The sequence below is a fragment of the Roseateles subflavus genome (genome assembly GCF_030285365.1).
In the GTDB taxonomy this organism is placed as follows: Bacteria; Pseudomonadota; Gammaproteobacteria; order Burkholderiales; family Burkholderiaceae_C; genus Roseateles_B; species Roseateles_B subflavus.
Genome location: NZ_JASVDS010000007.1, coordinates 46,469 through 61,064, shown reverse-complemented (window position 1 = coordinate 61,064; position 14,596 = coordinate 46,469). Strand labels below are relative to the sequence as shown.

The 14,596-nt window shown below is 70.7% G+C and carries 15 protein-coding genes; 8 read left to right on the top strand and 7 right to left on the bottom strand.

Going from position 1 to position 14,596, the window contains the following annotated elements; genetic code table 11:
• The first annotated feature begins 224 nt into the window (after positions 1-224).
• On the top strand, positions 225-1,955 hold the full coding sequence (locus QRD43_RS19910; RefSeq protein ID WP_285984251.1) for a long-chain fatty acid--CoA ligase: 1,731 nt from the start codon (positions 225-227) through the stop codon (positions 1,953-1,955).
• A 38-nt stretch (positions 1,956-1,993) separates the two neighbouring features.
• Here QRD43_RS19910 and QRD43_RS19905 read toward each other — a convergent pair whose 3' ends face one another.
• The 3 genes from QRD43_RS19905 to QRD43_RS19895 are packed head-to-tail and all read right to left on the bottom strand — an operon-like array spanning position 1,994 to position 5,063.
• Positions 1,994-2,254, bottom strand: coding sequence for a GNAT family N-acetyltransferase (locus QRD43_RS19905; protein ID WP_285984250.1), 261 nt, complete (start codon positions 2,252-2,254; stop codon positions 1,994-1,996).
• A 25-nt stretch (positions 2,255-2,279) separates the two neighbouring features.
• Positions 2,280-4,442: a prolyl oligopeptidase family serine peptidase gene (locus QRD43_RS19900; RefSeq protein ID WP_285984249.1), complete on the bottom strand. Its 2,163-nt coding sequence runs from the start codon at positions 4,440-4,442 to the stop codon at positions 2,280-2,282.
• Positions 4,443-4,502: 60 nt separating this feature from the next.
• On the bottom strand, positions 4,503-5,063 hold the full coding sequence (locus QRD43_RS19895) for a YaeQ family protein (RefSeq protein WP_285984248.1): 561 nt from the start codon (positions 5,061-5,063) through the stop codon (positions 4,503-4,505).
• 194 nt (positions 5,064-5,257) lie between these two features.
• Between QRD43_RS19895 and QRD43_RS19890 the strand changes: the two genes are divergently transcribed.
• The gene (locus QRD43_RS19890) at positions 5,258-5,926 is read left to right on the top strand and encodes a hypothetical protein (protein ID WP_285984247.1); all 669 of its coding nucleotides are present in this window, start codon (positions 5,258-5,260) and stop codon (positions 5,924-5,926) included.
• Positions 5,927-6,046: 120 nt separating this feature from the next.
• Here the strand turns inward: QRD43_RS19890 and QRD43_RS19885 are convergent, their stop codons facing one another.
• A complete protein-coding gene (locus tag QRD43_RS19885; protein WP_285984246.1) occupies positions 6,047-6,463 on the bottom strand; it encodes a response regulator in 417 nt (138 codons plus the stop codon).
• A 168-nt stretch (positions 6,464-6,631) separates the two neighbouring features.
• On the opposite strand from QRD43_RS19885, the gene QRD43_RS19880 reads away from it, so the two are divergent.
• The 4 genes from QRD43_RS19880 to QRD43_RS19865 all read left to right on the top strand — a co-directional run bounded on the left by QRD43_RS19880 (position 6,632) and on the right by QRD43_RS19865 (position 9,354).
• The gene (locus QRD43_RS19880; protein WP_285984245.1) at positions 6,632-7,696 is read left to right on the top strand and encodes a 6-phosphofructokinase; all 1,065 of its coding nucleotides are present in this window, start codon (positions 6,632-6,634) and stop codon (positions 7,694-7,696) included.
• A 139-nt stretch (positions 7,697-7,835) separates the two neighbouring features.
• Complete coding sequence (locus QRD43_RS19875) at positions 7,836-8,129, top strand: hypothetical protein (RefSeq protein WP_285984244.1); 294 nt, start codon at positions 7,836-7,838, stop codon at positions 8,127-8,129.
• Between the two features lie 62 nt (positions 8,130-8,191).
• Positions 8,192-8,980, top strand: a complete 789-nt coding sequence (locus tag QRD43_RS19870) for an SDR family oxidoreductase (protein WP_285984243.1) — start codon at positions 8,192-8,194, stop codon at positions 8,978-8,980.
• 35 nt (positions 8,981-9,015) lie between these two features.
• Positions 9,016-9,354 carry a hypothetical protein gene (locus tag QRD43_RS19865; protein ID WP_285984242.1) on the top strand — a complete coding sequence of 113 codons (339 nt, stop codon included), beginning with the start codon at positions 9,016-9,018 and terminating at the stop codon, positions 9,352-9,354.
• Between the two features lie 118 nt (positions 9,355-9,472).
• Here QRD43_RS19865 and rsgA read toward each other — a convergent pair whose 3' ends face one another.
• The 3 genes from rsgA to QRD43_RS19850 are packed head-to-tail and all read right to left on the bottom strand — an operon-like array spanning position 9,473 to position 12,077.
• The gene (gene rsgA, locus QRD43_RS19860; RefSeq protein ID WP_434063912.1) at positions 9,473-10,426 is read right to left on the bottom strand and encodes a ribosome small subunit-dependent GTPase A; all 954 of its coding nucleotides are present in this window, start codon (positions 10,424-10,426) and stop codon (positions 9,473-9,475) included.
• On the bottom strand, positions 10,423-10,752 hold the full coding sequence (locus tag QRD43_RS19855; protein WP_285984241.1) for a 4a-hydroxytetrahydrobiopterin dehydratase: 330 nt from the start codon (positions 10,750-10,752) through the stop codon (positions 10,423-10,425). The genes rsgA and QRD43_RS19855 overlap by 4 nt, the downstream gene beginning before the upstream one ends.
• Positions 10,749-12,077, bottom strand: coding sequence for a M48 family metallopeptidase (locus tag QRD43_RS19850; RefSeq protein ID WP_285984240.1), 1,329 nt, complete (start codon positions 12,075-12,077; stop codon positions 10,749-10,751). Before QRD43_RS19850 ends, QRD43_RS19855 begins: the two co-directional genes overlap by 4 nt.
• A 69-nt stretch (positions 12,078-12,146) precedes the next feature.
• On the opposite strand from QRD43_RS19850, the gene orn reads away from it, so the two are divergent.
• Entirely contained in the window at positions 12,147-12,716 is a 570-nt protein-coding gene (gene orn, locus QRD43_RS19845) for an oligoribonuclease (RefSeq protein ID WP_285984239.1), read from the top strand.
• 37 nt (positions 12,717-12,753) lie between these two features.
• Entirely contained in the window at positions 12,754-14,562 is a 1,809-nt protein-coding gene (locus QRD43_RS19840; protein WP_285984238.1) for a bifunctional chorismate-binding protein/class IV aminotransferase, read from the top strand.
• Positions 14,563-14,596: the final 34 nt, after the last annotated feature.

Here is a 14,596-nt window from a genome sequence, read left to right as displayed (position 1 = left end):
TGCTGCGCTCCCGCTGCGCGGTCGGGAACGCCCGGGACGCTGGTCCGGATCCGAATATTCTCTGCGAAATCGGACGGGTTTTCCGACCTGGCGACGGCCGCTCGCTTGACGCTTGGCAGATGCAGCGTTCGCGCAGCGGCCGGGCCATGTCGCCGCGGCGACAAACGCGGCCGCGCCGGCCCGGCAAGATGCGCCGCACGGGCAGGGTGCCCGAGGGAGCGGGCATGAGCGACGGCAAGCAGGCATCGGTTCCATGCGCGGGGCCGGCCGCGCAGGCACGGCCGGCGTCCCGGTACTGGCCGGCGCGACTGCCCCGGCAGCTCGTGATCCCCGAGACGTCGCTGTGGTTCAACCTGGAGGTCGCGGCACGCCGCTTCCCGGCCAAGGCCGCCACGCTCTATGGCGGCAGCGCCATGAGCTATGCCACGCTCCACGCCCGGGCCGAGGCCCTGGCCGGCTGGTGGCAGTCCCAGGGCCTGCAGCGCGGAGATCGCGTCGCCCTGTACCTGCAGAACTGCCCGCAGTTCCTGGTGGCCTTCTACGCGGCCCTGCGGGCCGACGCGGTGGTGGTGCCTGTCAACCCGATGAACAAGGCCGAGGAGCTGGCCCATCTGCTGGCGGACTCGGGGGCGCGGGGGCTGGTCTTCGCCGCGGACCTCGGCCCGGTGGTGCAGCAGGCGCTGTCCGCGCTCCCGGGGCCGGCGCCGGTGCTGCTGGGCCTGCACTACGCCGACGCCTGGCCCGCCGACGGGCCGCCGCCGGCGTCCGGCCTGACGGGCCCACTGCGGGACTGGCTCCTGGCCCGCCCGCCACTCATCCCGGGCGCCACGGCCTGGCCGGCCGCGCTGGAGGCCGGCTGCCGGCCCGGCCCGGCGCTGAACGGCCCCGACGACCTGGCCCTGCTGCCCTACACCTCCGGCACGACCGGTCTGCCCAAGGGCTGCATGCACACCCATCGCAGCCTGATGGCCAACACCTGCGGCGGCGGGCTGTGGGGCTCGGCGTCCCCCGAGGCCGTGGGGCTGGCCGTCGTGCCCATGTTCCACATCACCGGGCTGCTGTACGGCGTGCTGGCGCCGGTGTACTGGGGCATGACGATGGTGGTGCTGCCGCGCTGGGACCGCGAGCTCGCCGGGCAGTCCATCTCCCGTCACGGCGTCACGCACTGGACCTGCGTGCCGACCATGATCATCGACCTCTTCGCGAGCCCCCATTACCGCAGCTTCGACCTCTCCAGCCTGCGCTACATGAGCGGCGGCGGCACGGCCATGCCGCAGGCGGTGGCGCAGCGCCTGCTGGACGAGTTCGGCCTGCAGTTCGCCGAGGGCTACGGCCTGACCGAGACCGCCGCCCCCACGCACGCCAACCCGCCCGAGCGCGCCAAGCTGCAGTGCCTGGGCATTCCCATCTTCGGCGTCGATTCGCGCGTGGTGGATCCTGTCACGCTGGCGGCGCTGCCGCCCGGCGAGGTGGGCGAGATCCTCAGCGCGGGGCCCATGGTGTTCCAGGGCTACTGGCGCCAGCCGGAGGCCACGGCGGCGGCCTTTGTCGAGATCGACGGCCGGCGCTTCTTCCGCACGGGCGACCTCGGCCGCATGGACGAGGAGGGCTACTTCTTCCTCACCGATCGCCTGAAGCGGATGATCAATGCCAGCGGCTACAAGGTCTGGCCGTCGGAGGTGGAGCTGCTGCTGTTCCAGCATCCCGGCGTGCAGGAGGCCTGCGTCATCGCGACGCGGGATGCGTACCGCGGCGAGTCCGTCAAGGCCGTGGTGGTGCCGCGGGCCGAGGCCCGCGCCACGCTGACCGAGGAGGCGCTGATCGCCTGGGCCCGCGAGCACATGGCGGCGTACAAGGTGCCGCGCAGCGTCGAGTTCGTGGAGAGCCTGCCCAAGTCGGGGGCGGGCAAGGTGATGTGGCGGGTGCTGCAGGCGCGGGAGAACGAGGCGTCCTGAGGCGCGGGGCGCCCAGGGATCGGCGTCCGCCGGGCGGCTCAGCCGCGTCGCGCCTGCCGGTTCAGGTAGCTCGCGACGTAGCTGCAGGCGGGCACGACCCGCAGGCCCTGCTCGCCGGCCCATTGCAGGCCGGCGGCCACCAGCCGTGCCGCGAGACCCTGGCCCTGCAGGGCGGGCGGCACGCCGGTGTGCGTGAACACGACGGCATCCCCCTGGCGCTGGTAGTCCAGCACGCAGCGCTGTCCGGGCTCGGGTTCGAGCCAGAACTGCTGCGCTGCGGGGTCGTGCCGGACGTCCATGGGGTGCCTGATCGTGCCGGGCGCCTCAGCGGCCCAGCTGCTGCCAGAGGTAGCTGTACTCGAGCGCCTGCAGCGTGGCGCGCTGCTCGTTGTCGGCCGCGCCGCCGTGGCCACCCTCGGTGTTCTCGTAATAGTAGACCTCATGGCCGAGCTCGGTCATGCGGGCCACCATCTTGCGGGCATGGCCGGGGTGGACGCGGTCGTCACGCGTGGACGTCGTGAAGAAGACCTTGGGGTAGGTCTTGTCCTTGCTGACGTTGTGATAGGGGCTGTACTGGCGGATGACGTCCCAGTCCTTGGCGTCGTCCGGGTTGCCGTACTCGGCCATCCACGAGGCGCCGGCCAGCAGCTTGTGGAAGCGGCGCATGTCCAGGAGCGGCACCTGGCAGACCACGGCATTGAAGAGCTCCGGGCGCTGCGTGAAGGTGGCGCCCATCAGCAGGCCGCCGTTGCTGCCGCCCATGATGCCGAGGTGGCGAGGCGAGGTGATCTTCGCGGCGATGAGGTCCTCCGCCACGGCGATGAAGTCCTCGTAGCTGCGCTGCTTGTTGGCCTTGATGGCCGCCTGGTGCCAGGCCGGGCCGAATTCGCCGCCGCCCCGGATGTTGGCCAGCACGTAGACACCGCCACGACCCAGCCACGCACGGCCGCGGCCACCGGAGTAGCCCGGCTGCAGCGAGACCTCGAAGCCGCCGTAGCCGTACAGCAGCGTGGGATTGCTGCCATCCGCCGTGGCGCCCTTGGGCCAGATCACGAAGTAGGGCACGCGGGTGCCGTCCTTGCTGGTGGCGAAGCGCTGCTCGGCGCGCATGCCGGTGGCGTCGAACTGGGCCTGGCGGGACTTGAGCACCTGGCGTTCGTCACTGCCGGCGCGCGACAGGAAGAGCGTGTCCGGCGTGAGGAAGTCGGTGTAGTACAGGACGTAGCGATCCGCCAGCTCGTCCCGGGGCAGCTCGCTGTCGTACAGCGAGGCCAGATGCAGCGCGCCGGGGAAGGGCGCCTTCACCTCGCGGTGGCGCGGGGCCTGCGGCTTGCTGAAGTCCCACTCCTCCAGCTTGCTGGCCACCTGGTCGATCACCGACAGCAGCACGTGGCTGCGCGTCAGGTTGTAGCTGGCCAGCGAGCGCGTGGCCGTGGGCTGGAACAGCACCTTGAACTTGCGTTCGCCACGCTGGTAAGCCTTCAGGTCGGTGATCAGCAGCGTGCCGCTCTTGTAGGTGCTGCCGCCGACCTGCCAGTCATTGCGGGGCTTGAGCAGCATCCAGGGGCCCCAGAAACCGGACTCGACGTCGTCCGGGATCTCCAGCTTGACGAGCTTGCCGCCCTGCAGGAAGAAGCTGCTGCTGCTGTAGAAGTCCAGGGCGCGCTGGAAGAACACACGGTGGTGGCCGGGCGTGCGGTCCACCACGACGCTGGCGGCGACGTCCTTGGCCTCGCCCTCGAAGACCGTCATGGCCGCGCTCAGCGGCGTGCCGCGCTTCCATTGCTTGATGACGCGCGGGTAGCCGGAGTCGGTGAGGCTGCCCGGCCCGAAGTCCGTGCCGACGAAGAGGGTGTTCTCGTCCAGCCAGGTCAGCTGGCTCTTGGCCTCGGGCAGCTCGAAGCCGCCCTTGATGAATTGCTTGCTGACGGTGTCGAACTCGCGGCTCACCTGGGCATCCGAACCCCCGCGCGAGAGGTTGACCATGCAGCGGCGGTAGCTCGGGCCCAGACACTGCGCGCCATGGAAAACCCAGCTCTCTCCTTCGGCGGCGCCCAGGGCGTCCAGGTCCAGCACGGTTTCCCAGGCGGGCTCGGCCTTCCGGTACTCGGCCAGCGTGGTGCGGCGCCACAGGCCGCGCTTGTGCTGCTCGTCCTGCCAGAGGTTGTAGAGGAAGCCGCCCATGCGGCTGACGCCCGGAATGCGGTCGCGCGCATTGAGCACGCCCAGCAGGTCCTGACGCAGGGGTTCGAACTCCGGCCGGGCCTTCAGCACCTTGAAGCTGGCCTCGTTGCGCTCCTTGACCCAGGCCAGGGGCTTCTCGCCCAGGACTTCCTCGAGCCACTGATGCGGATCGGCGGGTTCCGGGGCGCTGGCCGCGTCGGCGGCGTGCAGCGTGCCCGGCAGCAGGGCGGCGGCTAGGCTCACGGCGGCTCCCAGGGTGGTCAGTTGACGGCGCTTGAGGCGCAGCAGGTCCAAGGTCTTCATCGCTTCTCCGGCATTGTTGGCATGGGCCGCCCTCCTGGCAGCCGGGCCGGAGTCTAGCGGTCAGGCCTCGGCGTGCTTAAGGGCACGGGGGTGAATCTCCAATTGACGCGAGGCCGTGGACAGGTACACGTGCCCGTCCTGGATGCTGACCTGCAGCTGCATGCTGCGCTCGGCGAAGGCGGCCAGGGCCTGCGACTCTTCCGGCGCGATCTGCCAGACGGCCAGCTTGGGCGCCCGCGTGAGCTTGCTCTCGATGCCCGCCCACCAGACGGGGGTGCTCGCGGCGTAGCAGTAGAGACTGACGCGTCCGGCGCGGCCGTGGGCCTTCATCAGGCGGCGCTCGTCGGGCTGGCCGAGGTCGATCCAGTGGACCACCTCGCCGGTGAGGTCGAGCTGCCACAGGTCCGGATCGTCAACCTCCGACAGCCCCCTGGTGAACTCGAGGCGCCCGCGCAGGTCGTCGGCGGGCACGTTCAGTGCGTAGGCCAGCACGCGCATCATCATGCGCTCGTCCGTCTCGCTGGGATGCTTGGCGATGGTGAGGTTGTGCTCGCCGTAGACATGGCGGTCCATGTCGGCGATGTTCAGCAGGGCCTTGTAGATCGTTGCCTTGAGTGCCATGAGCGTGTCTTTGTACCTGGGCCGCGGCGGAGCGCCGTGCCTGCGTGGGAGGAGTCGGCGCAGGTTCTCGGGCTGCGCCAGGACGAAGGGGCGGATTATCCCCGCCCGGCCGGCGGACCCGCTCGTGGCATCATTCCGGCTTTGCGCCATCCGGCGTGCCAACCGCTGTGCCGCAGCACCAGCCCCGCACCGTCATGAAACGAATCCTCCTCTCCGTCTGCCTGGCCGCCCTCCTGCCGGCCCTGGCTTCCGCCCAGACCGTGAACCCCAACGCCAAGGTCGACCCCAAGAACAACAAGGTCAGCCGCCCCGTGGTGGAGAAGCCCAAGCAGAAGCTGATGACGCGCGACGAGCTGCGCGCCTGCTTCAAGCAGCAGGCCGACAACGACGCCGAGGCCAAGGGCGTCCTGGCCGCCGAGGCCGAGTACAAGCAGGCCCGCGAGCGCCTCATGGCCGACAAGGAGACGCTGACCAAGGAAGGCGAGGCCATCGACGCCAATGCCGTCGCCATCAAGGCCGAGCAGGCCGAGCTGATCAAGTCCAACGAAGACCTCAAGACCAAGCTGCCCGACATGAGCCGCAGCGAGCAGAAGGCGGCCATCGACGCCTACAACGAGCGCGCCAAGGCCAACGACGCCAAGATCGAGACGCACAACAAGCGCAAGGACGAGTACATCGCCCGCGCCCGCGCATTCGACGAGTCCATCGAGAAGTTCAACAAGAGCGGCAAGGACCTGGAGAGCCGCAGCCTGGATCACCTGGACGCCGTCGACAACTGGAAGAAGGCCTGCGGCAACAAGCCCTACGACGAGGCCGACGAGATCGCCATCAAGAAGGAACAGGCGGCCGCTGCCGGCAAGTAAGCCACGCGCTGCGGGCCCCGGGCGGGGTCCGCGACGCTCGATGCCGACGATCAGGCGCTGGCCCGCGAGGGTGCAGCGCCTTTTTCATGGCGTTGCGGGTCGAGGCCCGGGCCGGAGGTGTCAGGCCGCGCCGTAGTAGGCGTCCAGCCCCGCCAGGAAGACCTTGAAGTCGATGGGCTTGGTCCAGTAGTCGGCGAAGCCGGCCTCGTTCGCCCGCCGCACGTCTTCCGGCATGGCATTGGCCGACAGGGCGACGCAGGGGATGTGGGCCGTGGCGGGATCGGCGCGCAGGGCCTGCAGCAGCTCGTGACCGTCGCCATCGGGCAGCTGCATGTCCACGAGGATCAGCCGGGGCTGCAGCGCGGCCGCCATCCGCAGGCCCTCGGCCACCGTTTCCGCGCCGCTGAGGGCGATGCCGCCGCGCTTGTGCACCAGCTCCTCGACGATCAGCATGTTGATGGCGTTGTCCTCGACATAGAGCAGGCGCGGCAGGGCCGTGTCTTCAGGGGCGGGGCTCGAGCCGGGAGCGGACATCATCGGGGCGGGCAGGGTGGCGGGTAGGGGATTGTCGCCCCACGGGGGCGGCGTCTTGACCAAGGACAAGACCTGACCCCCGGAAATCGGGGACAACGGTGATGCCTTGCAACGATGGCATGGCGGAGCCGGAGGCTGCCGTGGCAGCATCCGGGCAGCGAGGTTTCATCCATGCATATCGGGATTCTGACAGGTGGCGGCGACTGCCCGGGGCTCAATGCCGTGATCCGGGCGGTGACGCTCGCCCTGGTCGAGCGCTGCGGCGCCACGGTCACGGGCATCGAGCGCGGCTTTCTGGGGCTGCTGGACGGCCGCTGCCGGCCGCTGGAGGCCTCGGCCGTGCGCGGCCTCATCGCGGAGGGCGGCACCATCCTCGGCACGCACAACCGGGCCGATCCCTTCCACTTCTTCGGGGCGGGCGGCACCGACTGTTCGGGGCAGGCGCTGGACTTCCTGGGCCGCCACAACATCGACGCGCTGGTCGTCATCGGCGGCGACGGCACCATGACCATCGCCGAGCGCTTCGCGCGCCTCGGCGTGCCGGTGGTGGGCGTGCCCAAGACCATCGACAACGACCTCATGCTCAATGAACGCAGCTTCGGCTTCGACTCCGCGGCGACCGTCGTGAGCGACGCGCTGGGGCGCCTGCAGACGACGGCGCGCAGCCACGGCCGCGTGATGATCGTCGAGACGATGGGGCGCTATGCCGGCTGGATCGCGCTGGAGGGCGGGCTGGCGGGCGGCGCCGATGCCATCCTGATGCCCGAGCAGGGCTACCAGATCGAGCAGCTGGCCGCCTTTGCCCGGCAGCGGGCCCAGGAGCAGGGCTTCGCCCTGCTGTGCGTGGCGGAAGGCGCCAAGGCCGTCGGCGGCGAGTGGGTCATCCAGCGGCAGCTCGACGACAGCCCGGACCCCTTGCGCCTGGGCGGCATCGGTCACCGGCTCACGGCGGACCTGGAGGCGCACCTGGGCAGCCAGGTCGAGGTCCGCTGCACGCTGCTCGGGCATCTGCAGCGCGGTGGATCGCCCACGGCCTTCGACCGTGTCCTGGCGACGCGATTCGGCGTGGCCGCGGCAGGGCTGGTGATGCGCGGGCAGTTCGGCCGGATGGTCGCGCTGCAGGGCGACCGCTGCGTGGACGTCGGCCTGGCCGAGGTCGCGGGGCAGACCCGCTTCGTGCCCCTGGACCACGAGCGCCTCCAGGTGGCGCGGGCGCTGGGCATCTTCCTAGGGTAAACCCGTTCATCCGGCCGCGCTGCAGTTCGTCGCGGTCGATCGGCCGTCCGTCCCGTCCGGCTTGGTGGCCCGTCCCCGGCTTGGCACAGTGCATGTCATCCCGCCGCTGCGCGATGCCTGTTGCCCCGAGGAGGTTCCCATGAAGCCCGTGACTATTCCCTGCTATGACCGCTATGCCCCCCTTCGCCGCCTGGCGCTGGGCAGCGGCCTGGTGCTGGGGCTGACGATCGGCGCCGTGATGGCGCTGCCCACGCAAGCGGCCCTGCCCACCCGCACGGCCCCGCAGATCGAAACCCTGCCGCGCGTCGAGGTCCACGGCCAGCGCGCCCGCATCGAGCAGCTGCCGCCGGTGGTGGTTTCGGGGCACCGCGCCCGGGCTGCGGAGGTCCAGCTCGCCGGTGCCGCGTCCGAATCCCCCTGGCAGACGCCCTGAGGCGGGGCTGACTATGATGCCGCGTCGGCTGCCGCTCCGGGCAGCCCCAGCGCCTGCCTGCCATGACACCGTCCCCCGCCGCCTTGACCTCAGCACCTGATCTGTCCGACCGCATCGCGCTGGTCACCGGGGCCGGCAGCGGTATCGGCCGCGCCGCCGCGCTGGCGTTGGTCCGGGCCGGATGGCAGGTGGTGCTGGCAGGGCGCCGCGCCGAGCCGCTGGCCCAGACGCAGGCGGCCTGCATCGCCCCGGAACGCTGCTGGGTGCAGCCCTGCGACGTGGGCGATGCATCGGCGGTGAAGGGCCTGTTCGTTGCCATCGAGGCCCGCTTCGGCCGCCTTGACCTGCTGTTCAACAACGCCGGCCTGAGTGCGCCGGCGGTGCCGGTGGACGAGCTGTCGGTCGAGCAATGGCAGGCCGTGGTGGACGTCAACCTCACCGGCAGCTTCCTGTGCGCGCAGGCCGCCTTCGGCTTGATGAAGCGCCAGCGGCCCCGGGGCGGTCGCATCCTCAACAACGGTTCGATCGCCGCCCACGTGCCGCGCCCGAACTCGGCGCCCTACACCGCCACCAAGCACGCCATCACCGGCCTGACCAAGGCGCTGAGCCTGGATGGGCGCGAGCACGACATCGCCGTCGGCCAGATCGACATCGGCAATGCTGCCACCGAGATGGCCGTGCCCATGCAGCAGGGCGTGCGCCAGGCCAACGGCAGCATCGCCGTCGAGGCCACCATGGACGTGCAGCATGTGGCGGACGCCATCGTGCAGCTCGCGCAGCTGCCGCTGTCGGTCAACGTGCCCTTCATGACCCTCATGGCCAACCGCATGCCTTACATTGGGCGCGGCTGACGCCTCGGCGTCGTCTTTTCTTGAAAGGAACCGGCTTGTTCTCTGCTCTGATTTCCCTGGTGCTGCGTCTGGTCCTGGCCGTGGCCACGGCCGTCCTGGTGCTGGGCCTGATGGCGCTGGCGCTGGCAACCCTGCTGGGCCTGAGCCTGTGGAGCCTCATCCGCGGCCGCAAGCCGGTGGTGGACCTCTCCGGCTTTGCCCGTGCGCGCGCCTTCCGCGCAGGACAGGGCTTTGCGGGGGCCGCCGGACCCGGCGGACGGCGAGTGGATCCGGCGGATGTCGTGGATGTCGAGGCCCGCGAAGTGGGCGGCGACGTGGGTGGCGACGCAAACGCTGCGCCCGGCCGCCCGGCACTGCCGCCTCAGGCACCGTAAGCGCTCGGACCGGCGGCCGCCCGGCGGTCTGCCCGCCCCAGGCTGGATCGCGATGGGGCGGCACGGCAAGGCCCCGCGGCTGCCTGGCCCGGAGCCCGCATGGCCGGCTGCGCAGGCCTCACCAGCGCTTGCTGCTGAGCTCCTCGAAAATCTCGCCGTAGATGCGATAGCGCGAGGCCGCGATCTGCCCGGCCTCCAGCGCCGCCCGCACGCCGCATCCCGGCTCGTGCAGATGCGTGCAGTTGTAGAAGCGGCACCCGCCGGCGTGCTGGCGCAGGTCTGGCATCAGCTGCGGCAGCTGGGCGGGCTCGATCTGGCGCAGGCCGAACTCCTGGAAACCCGGCGAGTCGATCAGCGCGGTTCCGCGTTCGGCGTCCATCCAGTACCACTGCGTCGTGGTGGTGGTGTGGCGGCCGGAGTTGAGGGCCTGGGAGATGTCCCCCACCTGGGCCTGGGCATCGGGGATCAGGAGGTTGATCAGCGTGCTCTTGCCGGTGCCGCTGGGGCCCAGCACGAACGTGCGCTTGCCCTGCAGCCATGGCACGAGTGCGGCGGCGGAGGCCGTCGGGTCCTCGCGCAGCGCCAGCTCCATGACCGTCAGTCCCATGTCCCGGTAGGGCCGCAGGCGCTCGCGCTGGGCGGCGACACCGGGGAGGTCGGTCTTGTTGAGCGCCACCCGCGCGCTGATGCCGGCGCTCTCGGCGGCGATCAGGGCGCGCGCCAGCTGCGACTCCGAGAAGACGGGCTCGACCGCCACCAGCACCAGCAGCTGGTCCAGGTTGGCAGCGAAGCTCTTGGTCTTCCACTCGTCCTGGCGGAAGAGCAGGTTGCGGCGGGGCTCCACGGCCTCGATCACGCCCTCGTCGCTGCTCGCTTCCGCCCAACGGACCTGGTCGCCGACCACGCAGTCGCTCTTCTTGCCGCGAGGGTGGCAGACGCGCCGCCGGCCCTCGCTGTCCTCGACGATGTAGTGGCGCCCGTGGCCCCGCACGACCAGGCCGAGATCCAGCCCGCCGGCCTGGCTGGCGCGGCTGTTCGCGCCCGGGCGGCCCTTGAAGCGCGGAGCGCTCACGGCTGGGCCTCGGGCAGCGCGTTGATCTGGGCGGCGCAGATGAAGTCGTTGACGCTCAGGGCCTGCACCGAGTGCGTGCAGTAGCTCACCGTGGCCACGTTGAAGCTCAGCACCATGTCCGGGTGGTGGTCCTGCGCATGGGCGATCTCGGCCACGGCGTTGGCGAAGGCCATCACCTGGTAGTAGTTGTCGAAGGTGAAGCGGCGGGCGATGGCCTTGTGCGTGGCGTCGGGCAGCCAGCCAGGGACCTGGGCGAGCCAGTCACCGAGTTCGGACTCGGGCAGGGCGGCGGTCTGGGGCACGCATTGGGCAAGGAGGAGATTCATGCAGGGCGGGGGCTGAGGCGTTCAATGGCGGCCAGACGTTCGCTGGCCGGCGGGTGCGAGTAGTAGAAGCCGGCATAGACCGGATCCGGGGTCAGGGTGCCCGCATTGTCCTCGTGGAGCTTGAGCAGGGCGTTGGCGAGGTCCTGGCCGCTGGACTGCGCGCAGGCGTAGGCATCGGCCTGGAACTCGTCCCGGCGCGAGCGCTGGGCGGCGATCGGCGTGAGGAAGAAGCTGAACACGGGCAGCACGAGCATGAAGAGCAGCAGGGCGAGCGCGTCGTTCGGCGCCGCCATGTTGGGCTGCACGCCCAGGCCCACGTAGAAGCCGACCTGCGTCGAGAGCCAGCCCAGCAGCGCGAAGCCGAGCAGGCTCAGCGCGAAGAGGCTGACCATGCGCTTGAGCACATGGCGGTGCTTGAAATGCCCCAGCTCATGCGCGAGCACGGCCTCGACCTCCCCCGGGTGCAGGCGCTGCAGGAGGGTGTCGAAGAAGACGACCCGCTTGGCCGCGCCGATGCCGGTGAAGTAGGCATTGCCGTGGGCCGAGCGGCGGCTGCCGTCCATCACGAAAAGCCCCTTGGCCGCGAAGCCGCAGCGGGCCATCAGGGCCTCGACGCGTCCGCGCAGGAGCTCGTCCTGCAGCGGCTCGAACTTGTTGAACAGGGGGGCGATCACGGTGGGATAGAGCACCATGATCAGCAGGTTGAAGCCCATCCACGCGCCCCAGGCCCACAGCCACCACAGCGGGCCGGCGGTGCCCATGAGCCACAGGATCAGCGCCGCGATGGGCAGGCCGATCAGGGCGCCCACGAGCAGGCCCTTGAACAGGTCGGCCACGTAGAGCGGCAGCGTGGTGCGGTTGAAGCCGAAGCGCTGCTCTAGGCGGAAGGTGTGGTACAGCTCCAGAGGCAGGTCCAGGAGCCCGCCGATGAGGGCGAAGACGGTCAGCAGGCACAGCTGGTAGCCCAGCGGGCCGAAGCGCTGCAGCGTGTGGTCCAGCACCCATTCGTTCAGGCCATGGAGGCCGCCGAGCAGCGTCCAGCCCACGAGCAGGGCGCTGGAGACGGCCAGGCTCAGCATGCCGAAGCCGGTGTTGGCCGCGGTGTAGTCGGCCGCCTTCTGATGGGCGCCGAGCGGCACGCTGGCTGCGAAGGGCGCGGGCACGGCGCCCCGGTGCTGCCGCACATGGCGCACCTGGCGGCTGGCCAGCCACAGCTTGAGCACCAGGCTCAGCGCCAGGGCCGCAGCCAGCAGGGCGCTCATCACGGGGGCCGGCAGCGGGGGCAGCCACGCTTGCAGCACCGAGGTCAGGGAGGCAGTTTGCATGGCCCCGAGTGTAGGGCTGCGACAATCGCCGCCTGCCCCCGAGGCGCCATCCGATTGAATGACGACACCATGAGCGACACCACTGCCCCCCTGCTGCCCATCAGCGACCAGAACCTGATCTGGATCGACCTGGAGATGACCGGCCTCTACCCGGACCGCGACCGCATCATCGAGGTGGCCGTGGTGGTCACGGACCCGCACCTGACCGTGCGCGTCGAGGGCCCGGTCTTCGCCATCCACCAGACCGACGAGACGCTGGACAAGATGGACGCCTGGAACAAGGGCACCCACGGCAAGAGCGGCCTGATCGACCGCGTCAAGGCCTCGACCATCTCGGAGGACGAGGCCGCCGCGCAGACCATCGCCTTCCTGAAGCAGTACGTGCCGGCCGGCAAGTCGCCCATGTGCGGCAACAGCATCTGCCAGGACCGCCGCTTCCTCGCGAACTACATGCCGACGCTGGAGGACTTCTTCCACTACCGCAACCTGGACGTGTCCACGCTCAAGGAGCTGGCCCGCCGCTGGAAGCCCGGCATCATCGAGGGCTTCAAGAAGGCCCAGGCCCACACGGCGCTGGCGGACATCCATGAGTCCATCGATGAGCTGGCCTACTACCGCACGCACTTCCTGAGCCTCTGAGCCGGGTGCCGAACCGGCCTTTGCGGGCTTCCCTGACATGACGCCATCGCTTCGCCCGGCGCAGGTCCAGGCCGCCTTCGATTTCCCGCGCCATCCGCTGGCCCGGGAGGACGGCGAGCGCGTGCGCGGGGTCTGGACGACCCCGCCGGCACGCTGGCTGCGGGCGCACAGCGCCGAGTCGCTGCCCGGCGTGATCGCCGCGGCGGAGGCGGCCGCGCAGGCTGGCGCCTGGGTGCTCGGGGGGCTGCGCTACGAGGCCGCCGCCGCGCTCGACCGCCATCTGGTCCACCACGCGGCAACGGGCCCGCTCGCGGAGTTCGCCGTCTACGAGCAGGCCCCCGAGCCCTGGCCGGCCCTGGCATGCCACACCGGCGCGCTGGGCTGGACGGACACCCAGCCGGACGCCGACGAGGCCGCGCAGGTCGAGCGCATCCGCGAGTGGATCCGCGCCGGTGACTGCTACCAGGTCAACCTGACCACCCGGCTGCGGGCGCCGCACCCTGCGCCGGACCTCGCCCAGCTCTTCTTCGCGCTGCAGGCGGCCCAGCCGGGCGGCTTCGCGCTCTTTCTGCGGGAGGCGGGCGTGGCGAGCGTCTCTCCCGAGCTCTTCTTCGACTGGCGCCCCGTGCCGGACGCGCCCGACGGCACGCGCAGCTGGCTGCTCGCCGCCCAGCCGATGAAGGGCACCGCGCCGCGCGGGCGCGACGTCGTGGAGGACGAGGCCGCGCAGGCGCACCTGCGCACCAGTCCCAAGGAACGCGCCGAGAACCTCATGATCGTGGACCTGCTGCGCAACGACATCAGCCGGGTCGCCCAGGTCGGCACGGTGCGCGTGCCGCGTCTGTTCGAGCTGATTGCGCTGCCGACGGTGTGGCAGATGGTCTCCAGCGTCAGCGCAGTCACGCGCGCCAGCGTGCGCCTGCTGGATGTCTTCCGTGCCCTGTTCCCCTGCGGCTCCGTCACCGGCGCGCCCAAGGTCCGCGCCATGCAGATCATCCGGGCGCTGGAGCCCGAGGCCCGCGGCTGGTACTGCGGGGCCCTCGGGCTGATGCAGCCGGGCGGCGTGACGACCTTCAACGTGCCGATCCGCACGGCGGAGCTCGGGCCCGCAGGCCTGCAGTGCGGCATCGGCAGCGGCATCACGCTGGACTCCGAGCCCGCCGCCGAGCTCGCCGAGTGGCGGGCCAAGACGCGCTTCCTGCTGCGCGCCGAGGCGCCCGTCGAGGCCCTGGAGACGCTGCGCCTGGAGGACGGCGCCTATGCGCTGCTCGATCTCCACCTCGCGCGTCTGCAGCGCACGGCGCATCACTTCGGCCTGCGCCACCGGCCGGCCGATGTGCGCCAGGCGCTGTCCGAAGTGGCCGCGCAACACCCGAGCGGCCGCTGGCGTGTGCGACTGACGCTGCCCCGCGACGGCCTGCCGCGGCTGGGTTGCCAGCCCTTGGGCGATACTCCGACCCCAGTGCCACTGATGCTGGCCCGGCGCCCCATGCCGACGCGGGGCGCGCTGGCGGAGTATCTGCAGCACAAGACCACGCGACGCGCCCACTACGAGGCCTTCGCACAGGACAAGATCGCGGCAGCCTTCGATGTGCTGCTGTGGAACGAAGACGAGGAACTCACGGAGTGCAGCTTTGGCAATATCGCACTCCAGATCGAGGGCCGCTGGCTGACGCCGCGCCTGGCCGCCGGGCTGCTGCCGGGCGTGCTGCGCGAGTCGCTGCTGGCCCGAGGGCAGCTGCAGGAAGCGCCGCTGCACAAGTCGGACCTGGCACGTGCCCAGGGTCTGGCCTTTTTCAACAGCCTGCGGGGTTGGTGCCCCGCTGTGCTGATCACTGACCCCTGATTTCATCGGGGCGGCCGCAGGGCCTGTCCCGACT

Bases quoted from the DNA above. Each gene is read 5' to 3' on its own strand.
- QRD43_RS19875 (WP_285984244.1), top strand. From the start codon at position 7,836: ATGAAGCCCGTGACTATTCCCTGCTATGACCGCTATGCCCCCCTTCGC.
- QRD43_RS19895 (WP_285984248.1), bottom strand. From the start codon at position 5,063: ATGGCACTCAAGGCAACGATCTACAAGGCCCTGCTGAACATCGCCGAC.
- QRD43_RS19900 (WP_285984249.1), bottom strand. From the start codon at position 4,442: ATGAAGACCTTGGACCTGCTGCGCCTCAAGCGCCGTCAACTGACCACC.
- QRD43_RS19855 (WP_285984241.1), bottom strand. From the start codon at position 10,752: ATGAATCTCCTCCTTGCCCAATGCGTGCCCCAGACCGCCGCCCTGCCC.
- QRD43_RS19905 (WP_285984250.1), bottom strand. From the start codon at position 2,254: ATGGACGTCCGGCACGACCCCGCAGCGCAGCAGTTCTGGCTCGAACCC.
- QRD43_RS19850 (WP_285984240.1), bottom strand. From the start codon at position 12,077: ATGCAAACTGCCTCCCTGACCTCGGTGCTGCAAGCGTGGCTGCCCCCG.
- QRD43_RS19890 (WP_285984247.1), top strand. From the start codon at position 5,258: ATGAAACGAATCCTCCTCTCCGTCTGCCTGGCCGCCCTCCTGCCGGCC.
- QRD43_RS19840 (WP_285984238.1), top strand. From the start codon at position 12,754: ATGACGCCATCGCTTCGCCCGGCGCAGGTCCAGGCCGCCTTCGATTTC.
- orn (WP_285984239.1), top strand. From the start codon at position 12,147: ATGAGCGACACCACTGCCCCCCTGCTGCCCATCAGCGACCAGAACCTG.
- QRD43_RS19910 (WP_285984251.1), top strand. From the start codon at position 225: ATGAGCGACGGCAAGCAGGCATCGGTTCCATGCGCGGGGCCGGCCGCG.
- QRD43_RS19885 (WP_285984246.1), bottom strand. From the start codon at position 6,463: ATGATGTCCGCTCCCGGCTCGAGCCCCGCCCCTGAAGACACGGCCCTG.
- QRD43_RS19870 (WP_285984243.1), top strand. From the start codon at position 8,192: ATGACACCGTCCCCCGCCGCCTTGACCTCAGCACCTGATCTGTCCGAC.
- QRD43_RS19880 (WP_285984245.1), top strand. From the start codon at position 6,632: ATGCATATCGGGATTCTGACAGGTGGCGGCGACTGCCCGGGGCTCAAT.